This is a genomic window from Vibrio sp. 2134-1 (assembly GCF_033339495.1).
Genome location: NZ_JAWOUS010000006.1, coordinates 49524 through 67543, shown reverse-complemented (window position 1 = coordinate 67543; position 18020 = coordinate 49524). Strand labels below are relative to the sequence as shown.

14 protein-coding genes are annotated in these 18020 nt (G+C 41.9%); 9 read left to right on the top strand and 5 right to left on the bottom strand.

The window, feature by feature from the left end:
* Nucleotides 1–2 precede the first annotated feature (2 nt).
* From R7R78_RS09315 to hsdR, 4 genes are all read left to right on the top strand, one after another.
* On the top strand, nt 3–1229 hold the full coding sequence (locus R7R78_RS09315; RefSeq protein WP_225473451.1) for an integrase domain-containing protein: 1227 nt from the start codon (nt 3–5) through the stop codon (nt 1227–1229).
* Nucleotides 1230–1629: 400 nt separating this feature from the next.
* Nucleotides 1630–1908: a helix-turn-helix transcriptional regulator gene (locus tag R7R78_RS09310; RefSeq protein ID WP_000115789.1), complete on the top strand. Its 279-nt coding sequence runs from the start codon at nt 1630–1632 to the stop codon at nt 1906–1908.
* Nucleotides 1909–2045: 137 nt separating this feature from the next.
* The gene (locus R7R78_RS09305) at nt 2046–4466 is read left to right on the top strand and encodes a DEAD/DEAH box helicase (RefSeq protein ID WP_193283951.1); all 2421 of its coding nucleotides are present in this window, start codon (nt 2046–2048) and stop codon (nt 4464–4466) included.
* Nucleotides 4467–4635: 169 nt separating this feature from the next.
* The gene (hsdR, locus tag R7R78_RS09300) at nt 4636–7080 is read left to right on the top strand and encodes an EcoAI/FtnUII family type I restriction enzme subunit R (RefSeq protein WP_225473448.1); all 2445 of its coding nucleotides are present in this window, start codon (nt 4636–4638) and stop codon (nt 7078–7080) included.
* Between the two features lie 33 nt (nt 7081–7113).
* On the opposite strand, the gene R7R78_RS09295 is transcribed toward hsdR, so the two are convergent.
* The gene (locus R7R78_RS09295; protein WP_043854081.1) at nt 7114–7803 is read right to left on the bottom strand and encodes a DNA-methyltransferase; all 690 of its coding nucleotides are present in this window, start codon (nt 7801–7803) and stop codon (nt 7114–7116) included.
* Between the two features lie 665 nt (nt 7804–8468).
* Nucleotides 8469–8843, bottom strand: coding sequence for an elongation factor Ts (locus R7R78_RS09290; protein ID WP_193283953.1), 375 nt, complete (start codon nt 8841–8843; stop codon nt 8469–8471).
* A gap of 74 nt (nt 8844–8917) precedes the next feature.
* Between R7R78_RS09290 and R7R78_RS09285 the strand changes: the two genes are divergently transcribed.
* Nucleotides 8918–9067 (top strand): hypothetical protein, encoded by a 150-nt coding sequence (locus tag R7R78_RS09285; RefSeq protein WP_017790133.1) that lies wholly within the window; start codon nt 8918–8920, stop codon nt 9065–9067.
* 167 nt (nt 9068–9234) lie between these two features.
* Here R7R78_RS09285 and R7R78_RS09280 read toward each other — a convergent pair whose 3' ends face one another.
* Nucleotides 9235–9633, bottom strand: coding sequence for a hypothetical protein (locus tag R7R78_RS09280; RefSeq protein ID WP_011079925.1), 399 nt, complete (start codon nt 9631–9633; stop codon nt 9235–9237).
* 163 nt (nt 9634–9796) lie between these two features.
* On the opposite strand from R7R78_RS09280, the gene R7R78_RS09275 reads away from it, so the two are divergent.
* The 4 genes from R7R78_RS09275 to drt2 all read left to right on the top strand — a co-directional run bounded on the left by R7R78_RS09275 (nt 9797) and on the right by drt2 (nt 15849).
* Nucleotides 9797–11287 carry an N-6 DNA methylase gene (locus tag R7R78_RS09275; RefSeq protein WP_225473447.1) on the top strand — a complete coding sequence of 497 codons (1491 nt, stop codon included), beginning with the start codon at nt 9797–9799 and terminating at the stop codon, nt 11285–11287.
* Nucleotides 11287–12921 carry a restriction endonuclease subunit S gene (locus R7R78_RS09270; protein WP_193283954.1) on the top strand — a complete coding sequence of 545 codons (1635 nt, stop codon included), beginning with the start codon at nt 11287–11289 and terminating at the stop codon, nt 12919–12921. The genes R7R78_RS09275 and R7R78_RS09270 overlap by 1 nt, the downstream gene beginning before the upstream one ends.
* Before the next feature lie 2 nt (nt 12922–12923).
* Entirely contained in the window at nt 12924–13919 is a 996-nt protein-coding gene (locus R7R78_RS09265) for a hypothetical protein (RefSeq protein ID WP_140320182.1), read from the top strand.
* 628 nt (nt 13920–14547) lie between these two features.
* Nucleotides 14548–15849, top strand: coding sequence for an antiviral reverse transcriptase Drt2 (gene drt2, locus R7R78_RS09260; RefSeq protein ID WP_225473445.1), 1302 nt, complete (start codon nt 14548–14550; stop codon nt 15847–15849).
* Nucleotides 15850–16179: 330 nt separating this feature from the next.
* On the opposite strand, the gene R7R78_RS09255 is transcribed toward drt2, so the two are convergent.
* Nucleotides 16180–16770, bottom strand: a complete 591-nt coding sequence (locus R7R78_RS09255; protein ID WP_025506639.1) for a recombinase family protein — start codon at nt 16768–16770, stop codon at nt 16180–16182.
* Nucleotides 16771–17402: 632 nt separating this feature from the next.
* Nucleotides 17403–17690, bottom strand: a complete 288-nt coding sequence (locus tag R7R78_RS09250; protein WP_080252880.1) for a hypothetical protein — start codon at nt 17688–17690, stop codon at nt 17403–17405.
* Nucleotides 17691–18020: the final 330 nt, after the last annotated feature.

Sequence of the window (18020 nt, the reverse complement as noted above, 5' to 3'; positions counted from 1 at the left end):
AAATGGCTAAGCAAATCAAGCCTTTATCACCAACTCAAGTAACCAAAGCTAAGCCCTTAGAGAAAGAATATTCGCTTGCCGATGGCAACGGTCTGTACTTACGTATAAAGCCCAATGGCGCAAAACTTTGGATTTTCAACTACATCCACCCAACAACTAAAAAACGTAAGAACATCAGCCTTGGTGCATTTCCCGACATAACTCTCGCGTCCGCGAGAGAAAAAACAAGAGAGATGCGCCAACAGGTCGCTGAAGGTATTGATCCAAAAACTCACAGGGATAACCAACTCATTACCGCACAGATAGCTCAGTCATCAACTCTTAAATCAGTTGCCGAAGAATGGTTTGAAGTAAAAAAGCATGACGTTTCGGAAGACTATGCCAACGATATCTGGCGATCTCTGGAGCTACATATCTTTCCCAACCTCGGTAACATGCCGATAAGTGAGCTAACTGCCCCAATTGTGATTCAAGTTTTACGACCAGTAGAAGCAAAGGGCGCATTAGAGACAGTTAAACGAGTATGTCAGCGAATAAATGAAGTGATGAACTACGCAGTGAATTGCGGAAAGATTCAGTCCAACCCATTATTCGGGATAAAGCATGCATTTAAAAAGTCGAAAGCTGATCACATGAGTACTATCTGCCCAGACGAACTACATACTCTTATGCAAGCGATGTCGTTAGCCAATATCAAGCTTGCTACCCGCTGCGCTTTTGAATTCCAACTCCACACCCTGACCCGTCCTGTTGAATGTGCTGCCGCTGAATGGAGTGAAATTGATTTCGAAAACAAACTTTGGGTCATTAGCAAGGATAAAATGAAAATGAAGCGCGACCACAAAATCCCTCTTTCAGATGCTTCTATTCAGCTTTTAAACTTTATGAAGCCCATCTCCTACGGACAACGCTATGTCTTCCCCAGTTCAAAGTCAGTTGACCAACACATGAACAGTCAGAGCGTCAACGCAGCTCTAAAACGTGCTGGAATGAAAGGAAAGCTGGTAAGTCACGGTATGCGTTCCATCGGCAGTACAGCGCTCAACGAACAGGGCTTCAACAAAGATGCTATTGAGCTGTGTCTAGCACACGTAGACAAGAACACGATTCGTGACATCTACAACAACGCTGAATATCTGGAAGAGCGACGAAAGATCATGGATTGGTGGAGTAATTTCATACTTGATGCTTCTAAAAACGCCAATACTATAGCAAAACCCGAAGCTTAAGTGACAGGCATCACAGTTTTAATGAGGTGTGGGTGATTTTGTATTGACGATGAGAATCGCCCGCATTATTTTAAATCGCGTATAAATATTTAATTTTCACATAGGAAACAGACATTTAAAGTCCGCTCCGCGGCAACAAGCCTTATGCTCGTTAAACTTCGGTTTAACTATTTTTTTATTGTTTTAGCACTAACTTAATTTTCTGAGTCTTTTTTAAAGACTTATTTATTTTATTACATACACAACACCTTCCCTCATATTGCGAAGGGTGAGGCTGTTACCAACATAAAGGTTTCAGTCCTAGGTTATTATTGCTTTGCTGAAGTTAAATTTCAGTGGATCAGTGTAGGTATTAGAATATGAAGGCGGTGCTAGACATGAATTAACATAGGTTATCGTTATGTCTGTAAATACAACTCCTCTTCTAAAAATCGTACGTAAATCTGACGTTCTACAGCGCGTTCCATTCTCAAGAGCGACTCTTCACCGCAAAATTAACGATGGAACTTTCCCACCGTCAATTCCTTTAGGCGCAAACTCTGTTGGTTTCTTATCTCACGAAGTCGATGCAATTATCGCAGCGATGGCATTGGGCAAAGATCTACAGCAAACCGTTTCTCATCTTGTTGAGCAAAGACAGTCTCTTTTCGACAACAGTCTCTATGCACTAGCCGCATAACTAAAAACTCTATCTAAGCACAAATAAATCAATTGTTTACTGCATGCTTTAGCATGCTGGTAAAAGTGCAGAGTTCTTTAGTTATATATATTACTTAGAAACTTTGCACTTTTACGTTCTACTGGGAATAAGAATAAATGAACGTTATCGCGCAATCTCAAGCCTCAGAACATACACTGGTTCGTTCAACAGAGTCCTGCTCAGTCGCTATTCTTAGCGGCGAGTCTCTAAGCTTCGATCATGACAAATACAGAGTCGTTGCTGTTCGCAAAGACAAAAACAACCTGGCTGAAGTTATCCGCTATTACCGTGATGCTGGCTTCAATGACATCACGTTGGTCATTGATTCAAAAAAGCTCCCCGCCCAAGCTGTAGATTTCATGATGATTAATTATCGCCACGCTAGGTGTGATCTTTATGATTTAGCGTCAAAGCGACTCTACAGTTTGAAAGACTACAACGATACAGTCCAGTATCTATCTCTTTGCTATCAGTTGACGAATTGCGGCATGCGGGGTGACGAAATCATTGACTGGCTAGCTAAAAAACTAGTCCGTACAATTCCTCTGATCTGTTCCGATGCTAAATCATGCTTGAGAACTTACCGTTTCTATCTTCACAAAGACAATAATTTCCTAAGCAAAGTTTTAGATTGCCTTGAACTACAGCTACACCACTATCATTCGTCAGTTCAAGATTTTATGACGCTTAGAACGCCGACGAAAACAATCCGTACTTCAACTCTCGACTGTCCAGAAGTGTGTGAAGCGCTAGCCAATGAGCGAACCCTTGCGATTAAATCTGCAACAGGGACTGGTAAAACGAAACACGTCTTTGGCCCTATTACTCAGCTAGCTGAGCAAAACAATAAATCCGTGGTATATCTTTCTCACCTGACGGCTTTAGTAGAACAATACTGCATTCAAAATCATGCGGTCAGCTATACCACTCAAAACTTAACTCAGCTTGAACAGTCGAACGCGATGGGATTAGTCGTCAATAGTGTGTGGAAAGCACATATCCAAGCATATTGCCACAATGCTGATACCTTGATTATTGATGAGTTTGAGAAAGTAATTTCAACTGTCGTGTGCTCGGAGCATTCACTACAAATGCCTAAACAACGCGTCTTTCATTGCTTGTCTGAGATTATTCGCTCAATTCCACAAGTCATTGTGGGCGATGCTGATCTTTCCGATATTAGTTTAGGCTTCTTGAAAGATTTACGAGGTGACGTGACTTTAATCCAGTGCGACAAAAACCCATACTTGGGAATTGAAGCAGTTATCACAGATAAAAATCAGTACCTTTATAGTCAGGATGATCTCAAGTCCAAATTATTGGAGGACAAGGTGTTTCTTTTTGACTCACTAGTGACGCTTCGAGGCGTTGTTAAACAACTTGGTTATGAGGACAAGCAAGGTTTAGATAGTGAGACTGCGGCTCTAGATGACGGTGTGCTAGTCATTCACGGGGAGAATAAAGGAATGGACGCACAACGTGCTTTTCTGGCTAACCCAAATGAAGAAATCTCCAAATACAAAGCGATTATCGCTTCTCCCTGTCTAGGGTCAGGCTTCTCAATCGTCAAAAACTTTGCCAATAGAGTTGTCGTATTCTGTGACAAAACACTAAATCCATTTGAACTGGTTAACTTCGCACGTCGATTCCGTAAAGCAAAGGAGATTTGGTTCACCGTAGATGCCCATCAAGACTTCTTCTGCCGCCCGACAAGAGCAAGAGTCTACAATGCGAATATTCACTCAGCGCCAACAGACCACCTAGAGATTGCATTCGGTAACGTGAAATCACAGTTCACCGCCCCTCTGGGGCTACATCTATGGCTAACATTGAAGGAACTCGGCTTTCATGTTGATTCGCTACCATCCTCAGTGTACTCACAGAGCTGTGGGTCTAAAACGAATAAGCAATATTTAAAAGCTTACAGAGAGGCGTTGGTCAACGCCATTATGCAAGCTGTCGATTTAACCCAGCATGACGTGAAGCGGCTTATGATGGCTGATAAGCGCACAGCCAGTGACAACGCAGCCATCTCGAAGCATACAATCAAAAGCTACTATCATCTGACTGAAGTCACGAAAGAAGATGTCGAGTTTCATTTCCTATTTTCTAAGAACAGAAAGCTCTTCGACAAGCTATTTTCTGTTCCAGCGCCAAACGAAGATAACAGCAAGTACTCAACATATCGCCGCTTAGCGAATTTAATCAATGAGGGTCTGTTCAACAAACACCAGCTTAATTCTCAATCACCTTCTATCATGGTCCATCGGGAACAGGTTTTAGGGTTTATTAATCTGATGATCGAAAGTCGGGACTTAGTCAATTGGACACTGCACAAAGATACTCACATCCCCCTATCACTCAAAACCAACAGCACGACAAATAAAAAGATGCTGTATTTTCGGCAACTCATGAAGTCTCTGGGTTTTGAAATCGGTAGATTTAGCGGAACAACAAATAAAGCGAAAATCTCTCTGACTCAAAGGGCGCGTAGCTACACTAGATTAAGTACCGAGTCTCTAGATATCGTTGCTTAACTGACTTCCCGTTATGCTCTATTGCATAACGGGATAACTATTTCCACGAATGGTCTCTGGTATCTCACCCATACCGTTACCCACTTCACTGATAAGTCAGTATCTTTTCTGCTTTTATGCATCCTTTGGTATAGTCATGAAATGCATTTGTACTGAGCTGGCTAATCGCATGGAATCGACAATCAATAAATCAAAGCTATCCGAAACCGACATCATCACGAAATTCATTCTTCCTTCTATCAAAGATGCAGGATGGGATGATATGTCTCAAATCCGTCAAGAGGTTAAACTGCGTGACGGTAAGGTCATTGTTCGTGGTCAAGCAGCGGCGAGGAAAAAGGTTAAGTCTGCGGATATCGTTCTTTACCATAAACCGAGCATGCCTCTAGCCGTTGTCGAAGCTAAAGCGAATAAGCATGAAGTCGGCAAAGGTATGCAACAAGGACTAGACTACGCCAACTTACTTGAAGTCCCTTTTGTCTTTGCCTCAAATGGTGACGGTTTTATCTTCCACGACAAAACCAACCCAGCTCAACTCGAAACCGAAATTCGACTTGAAGACTTCCCAACACCTCAGCAACTATGGGACAAGTACTGCGTTTGGAAAGGTTACAAAACCGAGCACCTTCCAGTCATTACTCAAGATTACCATGATGATGGTAGCGGTAAGTCTCCGCGCTACTATCAGCTACAAGCGATAAACAAAACCGTAGAAGCGGTAGCCGCAGGACAAAACCGTGTGCTACTGGTTATGGCAACGGGGACGGGCAAAACTTACACTGCATTCCAGATTATTTGGCGACTATGGAAGTCCCGAGCCAAAAAACGCATCCTGTTTTTAGCGGACAGAAACATTCTGGTCGATCAAACTAAGACCAACGACTTCCAGCCGTTTGGCACCGCTATGACCAAAGTCACTGGTCGAACAGTCGATCCCGCTTACGAAATCCACCTAGCTCTGTATCAAGCTCTGACAGGGTCAGAAGAGCACCAAAAAGCATACAAACAAGTCGATCCTGATTTCTTTGACCTTATTGTTGTTGACGAGTGTCACCGTGGCAGTGCCGCTGAGGACAGCGCATGGCGTGAGATTCTTGAGTATTTCGGTTCAGCGACTCAAATAGGACTAACCGCGACACCGAAAGAAACCGATATCGTGTCTAACACCGAGTACTTTGGCGATGCCATTTATACCTACTCTCTAAAGCAAGGTATTGAAGACGGTTTCTTAGCCCCTTACAAAGTTGTGCGTGTAGATATCGATGTAGATTTACAAGGTTGGCGACCAACCAAAGGACAAGTCGATAAACATGGTGAAGTCATCGAAGACAGGATCTATAACCAGAAAGACTTCGACAGAACTATGGTCATTGATGAGCGAACAGAGCTTGTTGCACAAACCATCACCAGCTACCTCAAGCGCACCGATCCTATGGCGAAGACTATTGTGTTCTGTAATGACATTGACCACGCAGATCGTATGCGCCGAGCACTAATCAACTGCAACCCTGAGCAAGTTGCTAAGAATGAAAAATACGTAATGAAAATTACAGGTGATGATGAAATCGGCAAAGCTCAGCTTGATAACTTCATCAACCCCAAAAAGGCTTACCCTGTTATCGCGACCACCTCAGAACTCATGACAACAGGTGTCGATGCAAAAACTTGCAAACTGGTTGTTCTTGACCAGGGCATTCAGTCGATGACCAAGTTTAAGCAGATCATCGGTCGTGGTACTCGTATTGATGATCGTTACGGAAAGCTATGGTTTACCATTCTCGACTTTAAAAAAGCGACTGAACTGTTCGCTGATGAGCGCTTTGATGGTGTCCCTGAGCGAGTTAAAGAGACAAAACCAGAAGACTTTGAAACCGATGAAGGACTCGATGAGATCATCGATGGTGAGGATGAACTTGAACAAGATGATCCATTTGAAGGGGAAGATATCGACCCTGAAAGCATCCAAGAACCAGAGGCTTCATACGACTCAGGTTCATCTCCTTCTGACGGTAGCAATTCCGACGATGATTGGCAGGATGAAAACCGAGTTAGAAAGTTCCATGTCAATGGTGTAACGGTGAAAGCCATTGCCGAGCGTGTTCAATACTACGATTCCGACGGTAAACTCGTAACCGAATCGTTCAAAGACTATACCCGCAAGACGATGGCAAAACAGTTCACCTCAATGGATGACTTTGTTAAGCGCTGGCAAGATGCCGATAAAAAGCAAGCAATCATTGATGAACTGGCAGAGGAAGGCATTATCTGGGAAGCGTTAGAGCTGGAAGTCGGCAAAGATCTCGACCCATTCGACATGATTTGTCATGTCGTATATGACCAACCAGCACTCACCAGAAAAGAACGCGCTGACAACGTCAAAAAGCGCAACTACTTCACTAAGTACGGTGAAACGGCTCAGCAGGTGTTGAGCAACTTACTGGACAAGTACGCAGACGAAGGCGTTCAAGAGATTGAGAATATTCATGTACTCAAAGTTAAGCCTTTTGACGAGATGGGACGCCCTGCTGAAATCGTCAAAAAGTGCTTTGGTGGTAAAGAGCAATACTTAGAAGCGATTTCTGAACTGGAAGCTGAAATTTATCAATCAGCCTAATCCCCACAACCCCACATTGCTACTCGGCTACCTTCAGGTAGCCGTTAACTGTATTCGCCTTTTAGGTTCCAAATCCGAACGCTGACGAATATGCTCATGGGCAGACGAGGAAATATCGTTTCCTTCGCACTGACGATTCAAGTTCTTAGCTGCAACCAAGGTCGAGCCAGAGCCAAAAAACGGATCAACAACTAGCTCGCCTTCTCTGCTACTTTGAGCGACCAGAACTTCCAAGAGACTTACTGGCTTTTCAGTTGGATACCCTCTATAGACCCGTTTATGAGTCAATATGTCAGGTATGCTCAAATCATTAAGCTTCCTCTTGCCCTTTTCAAAAAACAGTATGTATTCGTGTCGAGCACGGTAATGGTAACCCATACCAATACTAACCTTATCCCAAATAATTGGTTTCCAGAATTTAAAACCGACTTTTTCCGCAATCGGTTTAATAACGAACATCGTTTCTTGATCGCAGAAAAGATAGAAATGCGCATTCTTCTTGAGCACACGATAAACTTCGCGCAGTAGCTCTTCAAATCTTGCATTTGGGAATATCTCAAACCATTGATTGCTTGAGGACTTACTGACTTTAAGTCTTGTTGTCGTACCGATCTTTCGGTGTTTCTCTAGAGATTCATAAGGTGGATCTGTTATTAGCAAATCAACGCTCGCAGAATCGAGCATTGATAGCCAGTTTACTGCATCATCTTGGGATAAATTCATTCGATTCCTAAACAAGACTACTGCACGTTTTTCCATTCATATATGTATGAGATAGCTCACCTTTATTTAGGCGGCGACAATCGATACAGTAGCTCTGGTAGCCTTCGGGGTTCCTAGCCGTCACTCTAGCAGGAGTTTTGCCAAAGGACGATGGATAGGGATGAAAAACATGCTCTCCTCCATTTGCATCAGAACAATGGGGGCAGGACTTAAATTTTTGGCCCGTGTGGGGATCTCTCTTGTGTATCATTCCTACGTTCAAACGTTTGTTACAACAACTGCAAGTCATGCAAAGCACCTCTTTAAGTATCATAGACGCTTTATGATACGGGCTGCTTATAAATCAAACAGTGAGGAAAGCAACAAAGTTCGTTTTAGCTGCATAGCAAGGTAACTTTCTAGTCCTTACAAATTAGCATCCGCTTGGTTTCCTCGATAGAGATAAGACCCCAGCCTAAATTCTCATTAATTACGATCAGTTTTGTATCAGGCAAAACGCTCATTGCTTCATCTATAGCCAACTTTAATGAGTCGAAATCAAGGCTCATAGCTCGAAGATCCGTTCTCTCTTTTCCCATAACATCGTACCAATGCCCCTTGTACACAGCGTCCCCCGAATATTCCCCACCTAAAACAATTTCATAACTTGCACATTATTTAACATATTAAGCATCTATGCATTCATTTTCATTATCTAGTGTGTTGGAGATCTCGGAAAGCCCATCTATAAGGCATTGATTTAAACATGTGTGTCCTACGTATTTAGGCACAACAACTCCCAATCCCAAAGCAATAAACTCTGGGTGTTCTGATACGATTTTTACGTACTGTTGTAGCCTATCTTCTGGTGTAGAAGGACGTTGAAGTTGCTTTTTTAACGTCTGTTGAAATTTGCTCACAGCCTCGGGATCTACATCATGAAGCTCCTCATAATCAGAGCAATAAAGCTCTTCATATAATACATCGGCCAGATGCTTATGGCTCCAGCCTAACGCATCCAACATAGTTCGAATTTGCTTTTGTTTTTGGGTTGTCCCCATTTGTCCCTACCCTACTAGTTACTATGCAATGGTCTCAGCGGAGACAATCATTCATAAACGAAAAGGAAAATATTATGTCTAAAAACAAAGCACCAATGACCCCTGAAGCCGCTGCTCGTATTCAAGCGAATCAAGCAAAACAAAATGGCGGACAAGTCTCTAAAGATTCATTCGCGGCTCGCGCTCAACGCGCTGCTGCCAACAACCAAAAACAAGGTAAATAGGAGTAACCATCATGGCAAAACCAAGTTCTGCACCAAAAACTGCGCCGAAAGGTAATCCAAACTACCCAAGCACAACTGGCAAGCCTTCAGGCAAAGGTCGTGGCAACACACCTAAACGCTAAGCACATTAGATATAAATGAGGCAGTCTAGCTGCCTCATTTTTCTATTATGAACAACTTCTCGCATTCAGCTTGAAGTTACTCAAAAACAAGTTTTGATCAGATTTGTAATCGGAATACGGCACAGACTTTTCCGTTTGTGAAAGAGCGCATAAACACGTTTCTCGCTTACTCTCATACCAACTCACCGACACCATATTTTTTGACGAGTTTATGCAGGTATCAACGATGGCATACTCTACTTCTAATGGGTAACGCTCTTCATCAAAAGCACCATTCACCTTATAACCACCAACCACGCCCACGACCAATGCCGTACTGGCAGACACCAGTTTCCGTTTACTAAATTTAAAGCCTTTGAAGCTTTTTTCACACTTCTCACACGAGATATTCTCTGCATATTCAATAACATTGTCAGTGTGACAATGGGGACACTCAACCTTCATTTTCTAGACAACCTGATTATATTTTTTATTATTTAATTTATATCACTGATTCATTATTAAACCACAATTACAAACATAGTTTCATAGCGATAAGTTCATTTTCTTCGACCCATTTCTGCTATAATCAGCCCCAATTTTTTCAGTCAATTAGCAGTAGAACTCCATGTCAGTCAGTTCAGTTATCAAGTCTATTCAAGACATCATGCGTAAAGACGCGGGTGTTGATGGTGACGCTCAGCGTCTAGGTCAAATGTCGTGGCTTTTATTCCTTAAAGTGTTTGATGCTCAAGAGGAAGAGCTAGAGTTCGAGTTAGATGATTACCGCGAACCCATCCCAGCCAAGTACCTATGGCGTAACTGGGCGGCAGATAACCAAGGCATTACAGGTGATGAGCTGCTGGAATTCATCAATGATGACCTATTCCCGACGTTAAAAAACCTTACTGCGCCGAAAGACACCAACCCACGCGGTTTCGTGGTGAAAGAAGCCTTTAGTGATGCCTTCAACTACATGAAAAATGGCACACTGCTGCGCCAAGTGATTAACAAGCTCAACGAGATCGACTTTACTGACTCTAAAGAACGCCACCTGTTCGGTGACATCTACGAGCAAATCCTCCGTGACCTACAAAGTGCAGGTAATGCGGGTGAGTTCTACACCCCTCGCGCAGTGACTCGCTTTATCGTCAATCGTCTTGACCCTAAACTAGGTGAGCAGATTATGGATCCCGCCTGCGGTACGGGCGGATTCCTGGCTTGCTCATTCGACCACGTCAAAGAGAACTACGTGACAAGCGCAGCCGACCACCAAACGCTGCAAAAGCAAATCCATGGTGTAGAGAAGAAACAACTGCCACATTTGCTGTGTATCACCAATATGATGCTCCACGGCATCGAAGTCCCTGTGCAGATTAAGCATGGCAACACGCTCAATAAGCCGCTTTCAAGTTGGGATAGCAATATCAATGTGATTGCGACTAACCCACCGTTTGGCGGCACAGAAGAGGACGGGATTGAAAAGAACTTTCCTGCCGAAATGCAAACTCGTGAAACCGCCGATCTGTTCTTGCAGCTGATTGTCGAAGTATTGGATAAAGAGGGTCGCGCTGGTGTAGTGTTACCTGATGGCACCTTGTTTGGTGAAGGTGTAAAAACCAAAATCAAAAAGATGCTAACAGAAGAGTGTAACCTGCACACGATTGTTCGCTTACCTAATGGCGTGTTCAACCCATACACGGGCATTAAGACCAACATTCTGTTCTTTACCAAAGGTAAGCCTACCAAAGAAGTGTGGTTCTATGAGCACCCTTACCCAGAAGGCGTGAAGAACTACAGCAAAACCAAACCAATGAAGTTTGAAGAGTTCCAGCAAGAGATCGATTGGTGGGGTAATGAGGCCGATGGGTTCGCTAGCCGTATCGAGACCAAGCAAGCTTGGAAGGTATCGATTGAAGATATTATCGAGCGCAACTTTAACCTTGATATTAAAAACCCGTATCAGGACGAAGTCGTCAGCCATGACCCTGAAGAGTTGCTGGCGAACTATCAACAACAGCAACAAGACATCAAAGCACTGCGTGACCAACTGAAAGGCATTCTCGGCGATGCTCTTAGCTCTACCATTCAAGGTAAAAAGCAAGGTGGAGCACAATAATGGCTGTAGAAAACCTGATTACCGAGCATATTGATATTTGGACTTCGGCAGTAAAAGCCAAATCGACCTCTGGTCGCGGTAGCAGCAAGAAGCTAGAACTGTATGGCGTTAAGAAGCTGCGTGAGCTGATTCTAGAGCTAGCTGTGCGAGGAAAGCTTGTTCCTCAAGATCCTAATGATGAGCCTGCTTCAGTGTTGCTTGAACGCATTGCGGCTGAAAAAGCAAAGTTGGTGAAAGCGAAGAAGATTAAGAAACAAAAATCTTTAGGGCAAGTATCCAAAGACGAAGAACTTTTTGATACACCAACTGGTTGGGCATGGACAAGGATTTCTGAAATAGCTGAAATTAGCCCTCGAAATAGCACAACCGATGATGATGCTGAAGTGTCGTTTGTGCCTATGCCACTAATTACGACTAACTATGATGGTTCACATGGTTCTGAAAAGCGAATTTGGAAAGAAATCAAAAAAGGCTACACGCACTTTCAAGATGGTGACATTGCGTTAGCTAAGATCACACCATGTTTTGAGAACAGCAAAGCCGCGGTGTTCTCGGGCCTTGAAGGAGGAGTTGGTGCGGGAACTACCGAGTTGCACGTGGCTCGTCCTCTATCAGATTGCATTAACCCACTATTTGTATTGTTGTACTTAAAGGCTCCTATATTCCTGAAAGTTGGCGAAACGAAGATGACAGGTTCTGCAGGACAAAAACGAGTCCCTAAAGACTTTTTTTCAGAGAACCCTTTACCTTTTCCTCCAAGCAATGAACAACACCGCATCGTCGCCAAAGTCGATGAGCTAATGGCGCTTTGCGACCAGCTAGAGCAACAAACCGAAGCCAGTATCGAAGCGCATCAAATGCTGGTAACAACTCTGTTGGACACACTCACCAACTCTGCCGATGCTGATGAGTTAATGCAAAACTGGGCGCGAATCAGCGAGCATTTCGATACCTTATTTACCACTGAAGAGAGTATCGACCAGCTCAAGCAAACTATTCTGCAACTGGCGGTGATGGGTAAGTTGGTTCATTTCGGAGCTGATCCCATGGAAACTTCCGTTAAGGATGTAATCTCTTTTGGACCACGAAATGGACTTTCTCCTAAAGAGGTACAGGGTGATACTGGGATTAAGGTTTTGAAACTAGGAGCAACGTCTTACGGTAGTCTTAATTTAGATGAATCCAAATCAGTTGATGTTGATATTGAGAAAACGTCACACCTTTGGTTAAAAAAAGGAGATATCCTAATTCAACGAGGAAACTCCGCAAATTACGTTGGATGTAACTGCTTAGTCAAAGAAGATGTATGCGACGTAATTTATCCTGATCTAATGATGAAAATTCGTCCATCAAAAACTGTTTCATCCGAGTTTCTCTCAACATGGCTATCATCACCAATGGCAAGAGAGTTTATGTGGACAAGGATGACAGGTACTTCTGGGACAATGCCAAAAATTAGTAAAAAGGTTGTTGAAGCAATACCTATCATTGTTCCATCAAAGAAAATACAAGATATGGTTGTTTCAAAAGTTGAAGAGCTTTTTTCTATTTGCGAATTACTGAAGCAGTTAATCTCAGAAACTCAACAAACACAGAGTCAGCTTACAGATACGATTGTTGAACAGGAAGTTTAATCGTGAGCCTATACAATATCGCCAATAAAAATCTCACCGCACTGACACCGACCACTTTTGCAGCCGAAGGGCTGCAAGAGCGGCACGATTTACAAGAAGCGCTAAAAGGCTGTATTGATGCCATCGCATCAGACTGCTTAGTAATATCAGAAGAGTTTTCAGACTGGGAAGACAGCCGTCGCCGTATTGACCTTCTAGCCATCGACAAAAATGCCAACTTAGTCGTCATCGAGCTTAAACGTGATGAAATCGGTGCGCATATGGAGTTGCAAGCGCTACGCTATGCCGCAATGATCTCTACCATGACGTTCGATAAAGCGTGTGACTACTATGCCCAATACCTGAAGAAAGAAGGCCAAGAGATTGAGGCCCGTGAAGCCATTCTGGAGTTTGTCGATCTTGATGAAAACAGCTTGGATGACTTTGGTAACGATGTTCGAATCGTTTTAGCCTCAGCAGATTTCGGTAAAGAACTCACCACTTCTGTATTGTGGCTGCGTGACAAAGGCATCGATATCAGTTGTGTGCGCCTCACGCCCTATCGCTACAAAGAAGATGTACTGATCAATGCCGAACAGATCATCCCTGTACCCGAGGTAGAAGAGTACCAGGTGAAGTTCCGCGAGAAGCGTGCCGAGCAGCGCACAAGCGTTCAAAAAGGCGAAAAAGATTACTCAGAGTATCGCTATAACGGTCATACCTATAAAAAGCGTCACCTCGCGCTAGCGTTAGTCACTGACTGGATTGAGAAGCATCAGCCGCAAAGCCTGAATGATGTGCTCAACGCATTTAACGAACCAGTAAGACGACGCATTGCCATCCTAGCGGATGAAATCCCTCAAGGTAGAATTCGCCGTTTCCACAGCGATGAGGACGCGCTGATTACGCTGCCTAACGACGAGGTGATAGCCATCACCAACCAGTGGAGCCTCAGCAATATCACTCGATTGATTCTCTTTGCAGAGCAAAGTGGCATGGTTGTAGAAAAAGCAGACTGATTCTGTTAGTCAAAATTCCAAGTATCAAGCTTTGAGTAGAACATCGTTCTCCTCGAAGCATTTTTTATTTGTTAATCAAATACTCAATCGTTAGGTTTTGATGATTTGAGCGAGAACAGTGTTCTCGCAGTATCAATAGCCAGCTCACCAATACCGTTTGCAACACTCGCGACTCAGAGAACATTGTTCTCTGTTATGAAAATTAGAGTGGATAGGAAATTTCAAGCTCATTTTCAAGCAAAGGCGACTGAGAAAGTCTAACCACACAAGAAACATAAAGCAGCAAGTGATGAGAAATAAGACACCAAGAAAGACTTGATTGCATATATAAAAATCAATATGCTGTCGGAGCTTCACGCGAAAGGCGTGGAGGTTTGTGACAGATTGTCAATACCGTTGCGCTTGCTGAGCCAAGACAACAACATTGTCATGAGGTGTACGATTATCATCATATAGTCTCCATCGCAGATTACATTATACATCATTTCTAATAGATCGCGGCGAGTGCCTTTCGGGGCCAGATGATTGGTTAGGCCAGTTAGTTAAAGCCCAAGGGGATATACGGAAAGGCCGCATGTCCACTCCTCTTGGGTTTTGCTAGAACTTGTGCGCTCAAAGTATGAAAAAGATGTCCGCTCCACTCTGGTATACAAAACGAAATTACCTTCACTTTGATGTACCTGTATCTGGAACAAAAGCAGAAAAGATCGTAACGAGTACAACATCTGTTGCCAGGCACGCATTTTTCCCTTTTATCTCCTACAGTTTCCAGCTAACTAAACTTGATAGAGATACTTCTACGGGTAAACTTTACCGCAAGCCAAAGCCAAGAGAGGTAGCATACTCTTCTCATATAGATAGCCATATTTATGCTTACTACGCTAATCAACTATCTAATTTATACGAACAAAAAGTTGAAAAATCAGGACTACATGAATCGGTTTTAGCATTTAGAAAGCTTGATGGAAAAAGTAATATCCATTTCGCGGACGATGCTTTTAATTACATACGTAAAATGAAAGAGTGTTCAGTTATCGCTCTCGATTTTTCTAAATTTTTTAACACTCTTGACCATCGAATTCTAAAAGAAGAATGGAGTAAACTACTCCAAGTCAAACACCTTCCAAAAGATCACTACAACGTTTTTCGATCTCTAACCAAGTTTTCGACTGTCGAACGAGATGAGCTTTTCAAAACGTTTGGTGTATCTCAATACAACCAAAAAGCGAATGGAAGAAATCGCGTCTGTACCCCACTTGAATTCAGAGAAAAAGTTCGTGGTTCTGGTTTGATAACCCCAAACCCAAATGGTGCTATGGGCATTCCTCAAGGCTCTCCAATCAGCGCATTACTTTCTAACATCTACATGTTCTCATTTGATAAACACATGAAGAATTATGTTGACTCTATCGGAGGAAAGTACTTTAGATATTGTGACGATATGCTGTTTATTGTTCCATCAGAGTATCGAGATACTGTTGAGAAGCTGGCTAATAGTAAAATTACAGCACTAAAGGTACAGATAAACAGCGATAAAACAGAAATCAGAGATTTTAAATTCCATAATGGACAACTTTGCTCATTTGACGAATTTGGCAAACAGAAACCGCTTCAATATCTAGGTTTCTTATTCGATGGACATTCTATCTTTCTTCGTTCTACAGCCCTCGCTCGCTACTCAGAAAAAATGAAAGGCGGTGTTAAATTGGCCAAGAAAACGATGGAGAAAGAGAACAGAATACGTAAAAGTAAAGGCGAACCAGAACAGAATCAGCTTTACAAGAGAAAGCTCCATCGCCTGTATTCTTACAGAGGAAGAAGAAACTTCCTCTCATACGGCTACCGAGCAGCCAAGATTATGAACTCAAAAAGTATCAAAAGACAATTGAAGCCTCTATGGCAACGGCTTCAAGACGAAATAAGCAAATAACGAGACGGATACCAGTAATTAGAACATATTTATTATGCTTCTGTTTTTTATTGATTATTCAAATAACCAATCTTTGCTATTTTAGGGTTACCATAAGAACATTGTTCTGAGTAAAGAGCAGTTCATTCTCGATATGATTATCAGACATCAATTAGCAGCTTACTCAAAACTAGCGAAAGATAAGACTTCTACTGAATGTCGGCGAGAGAACTTGGTATTATTCGATAAGCTAAGCGAGAACAAGGTTCTTACAATATCGTTTAAACCTCTTAGCTGATAACTACTACTGACTGGTAGATCTCCGCCTCTCGGTATCATGGAACATTGTTCTCATTGAACTCTTTCAGTTAGCCGCTTGTTCCAATGCCGCTTAACCGTGGGGACGGAGATGCCTAGAGCATTTGCTGTCTTAGATTGGCTCAGTCCCCTTGATCTACATTCTTGAACTTTTTGAGTTGTACTGATGGCTTCTGGTCGTCCAATCCGCTTACCCTCAGATTTAGCTCTGGCCTGCCCTTCCAATGTTCGCTCTCGAATTCGGTTTCGCTCAAACTCAGCAAATGCTGAGAACATTTGCAGCATCAATCGTCCCTCCGCTGAGCTTAGATCAGCGGTTGGCAGATCTAGAGATATTGGCGTTACACCTTTTTCTAACAGCATACTGATCGTATGCTGAACATCGATGTTATCTCTTCCAAGTCGATCAAGCTTTAGTACCACAAGTTTGTCCCCAGGCTCTAGTTTATGCTCAATCAACATTTTGAACTCACGTCGTTCTGTTGCAGGCACACTACCAGAAACTGTTTCATGTACAATTCGGTGTTCTTGAATATCGTAGCCAGCATTTCTGATAGCTAAGATCTGATTTGACACCGTTTGCTCACTAGTCGATACACGACAATAAGCGAATGTCCGTCCCATACTCTCCACAATACTCTCCTTTTTGGTATCACAACTAGTATCATCAATCAATTAGGTATCATAAAAATCCAAACCCTACTTTATGACACTGCAAACAGCTCACTCCCTTCTGGTGTCAGAAAACGGATGCTTGTTGATACTACAGATATGTTTACATCTCGCTAAAGTTGACTTCTTAAGTCGATAATTTTGGCAAACCACCTTTACCTTAATAAAAATCGAGCAAATAAATTAATACACATAGGTAAATATCATTACTCCAAAGTTATTTATATATAATAAAAAACAATTTCAGTTTAAAAAAACTTGACATTAAAACCCAACATAAAAATTTAAATTTTATTTATTTAACTTTTTATGTTATAACTATTATAACTGTTATAACTATTATAAAGTTATAATTCTAATATAAGGTTGGCCTTTAAAAAAATGAAGGTTAAGCCGAAACAAGCTTAATTTATTGAAAAAATTCTTCTGCCACTATTGGCACTTTCAATGCCAGCATTGACAAATTGATTGCCAATCTTGGCAAATTCTCTTGCCAAAGGTGTTACTAACGTAACTTTCAAGGCTTTCACTATTTGACTAACATAATTCAATAGGCTTTAACGTTGTGTAAAAAAAGAACAACGTTAGAATACATTAAATGTTTCATTTTTTCTTGACTTATAACGGTTACAACCATATAAACCAGGAACTCGACATTCTTTCTTTTCTTTAATATATTGTCTCTTTGAACGAACTTTGGGAACACTATTCTTTTCATCCGAATTAATAGAATTTGCTCTACGTAATGCCTCTTCGTCTGAAATGTCATTGTAGACTACTTTAAAATTATTGAGCTTAGTTTCACGTTCTTCTCTTACGGATAGATAACTCATTTCACGATTACGTTTAGAATAAACCAAAACTTGAGACATATCGACAACCCTTTTGATATATATAGATAAATTCAATGGCTATTATATTTATCAAGTAATATTCTCTTTGTAAAGGACCTTTAATCACTATTTTTAAAATCACATTAACATTTAATTATTAAATAAAAACCGTTTGGTTTTTTAATTATTAAATTAGAAAAATAATAATTAGTTAAACTTCTAACTAAAAATGAAAAAGATCAGATTCTGGTCTATTAGTGTTGCGATTCCTCTCCTCAAAGAACCACATATTCATCACCATGAATTCTCGGTTAGGATCCTAACCGAGAAAGAACATCAGATTCTAGCTACGATTAGTACTGCTATTTC

Excerpts from the sequence above, each read along its gene's own strand:
- R7R78_RS09255 (WP_025506639.1), bottom strand. The coding sequence starts at position 16,770 with ATGGGACGGACATTCGCTTATTGTCGTGTATCGACTAGTGAGCAAACG.
- R7R78_RS09275 (WP_225473447.1), top strand. The coding sequence starts at position 9,797 with ATGTCAGTCAGTTCAGTTATCAAGTCTATTCAAGACATCATGCGTAAA.
- R7R78_RS09315 (WP_225473451.1), top strand. The coding sequence starts at position 3 with ATGGCTAAGCAAATCAAGCCTTTATCACCAACTCAAGTAACCAAAGCT.
- drt2 (WP_225473445.1), top strand. The coding sequence starts at position 14,548 with ATGTCCGCTCCACTCTGGTATACAAAACGAAATTACCTTCACTTTGAT.
- R7R78_RS09290 (WP_193283953.1), bottom strand. The coding sequence starts at position 8,843 with ATGGGGACAACCCAAAAACAAAAGCAAATTCGAACTATGTTGGATGCG.
- R7R78_RS09305 (WP_193283951.1), top strand. The coding sequence starts at position 2,046 with ATGAACGTTATCGCGCAATCTCAAGCCTCAGAACATACACTGGTTCGT.
- R7R78_RS09310 (WP_000115789.1), top strand. The coding sequence starts at position 1,630 with ATGTCTGTAAATACAACTCCTCTTCTAAAAATCGTACGTAAATCTGAC.
- R7R78_RS09250 (WP_080252880.1), bottom strand. The coding sequence starts at position 17,690 with ATGTCTCAAGTTTTGGTTTATTCTAAACGTAATCGTGAAATGAGTTAT.
- R7R78_RS09280 (WP_011079925.1), bottom strand. The coding sequence starts at position 9,633 with ATGAAGGTTGAGTGTCCCCATTGTCACACTGACAATGTTATTGAATAT.
- R7R78_RS09295 (WP_043854081.1), bottom strand. The coding sequence starts at position 7,803 with ATGAATTTATCCCAAGATGATGCAGTAAACTGGCTATCAATGCTCGAT.
- R7R78_RS09285 (WP_017790133.1), top strand. The coding sequence starts at position 8,918 with ATGTCTAAAAACAAAGCACCAATGACCCCTGAAGCCGCTGCTCGTATT.
- hsdR (WP_225473448.1), top strand. The coding sequence starts at position 4,636 with ATGGAATCGACAATCAATAAATCAAAGCTATCCGAAACCGACATCATC.
- R7R78_RS09270 (WP_193283954.1), top strand. The coding sequence starts at position 11,287 with ATGGCTGTAGAAAACCTGATTACCGAGCATATTGATATTTGGACTTCG.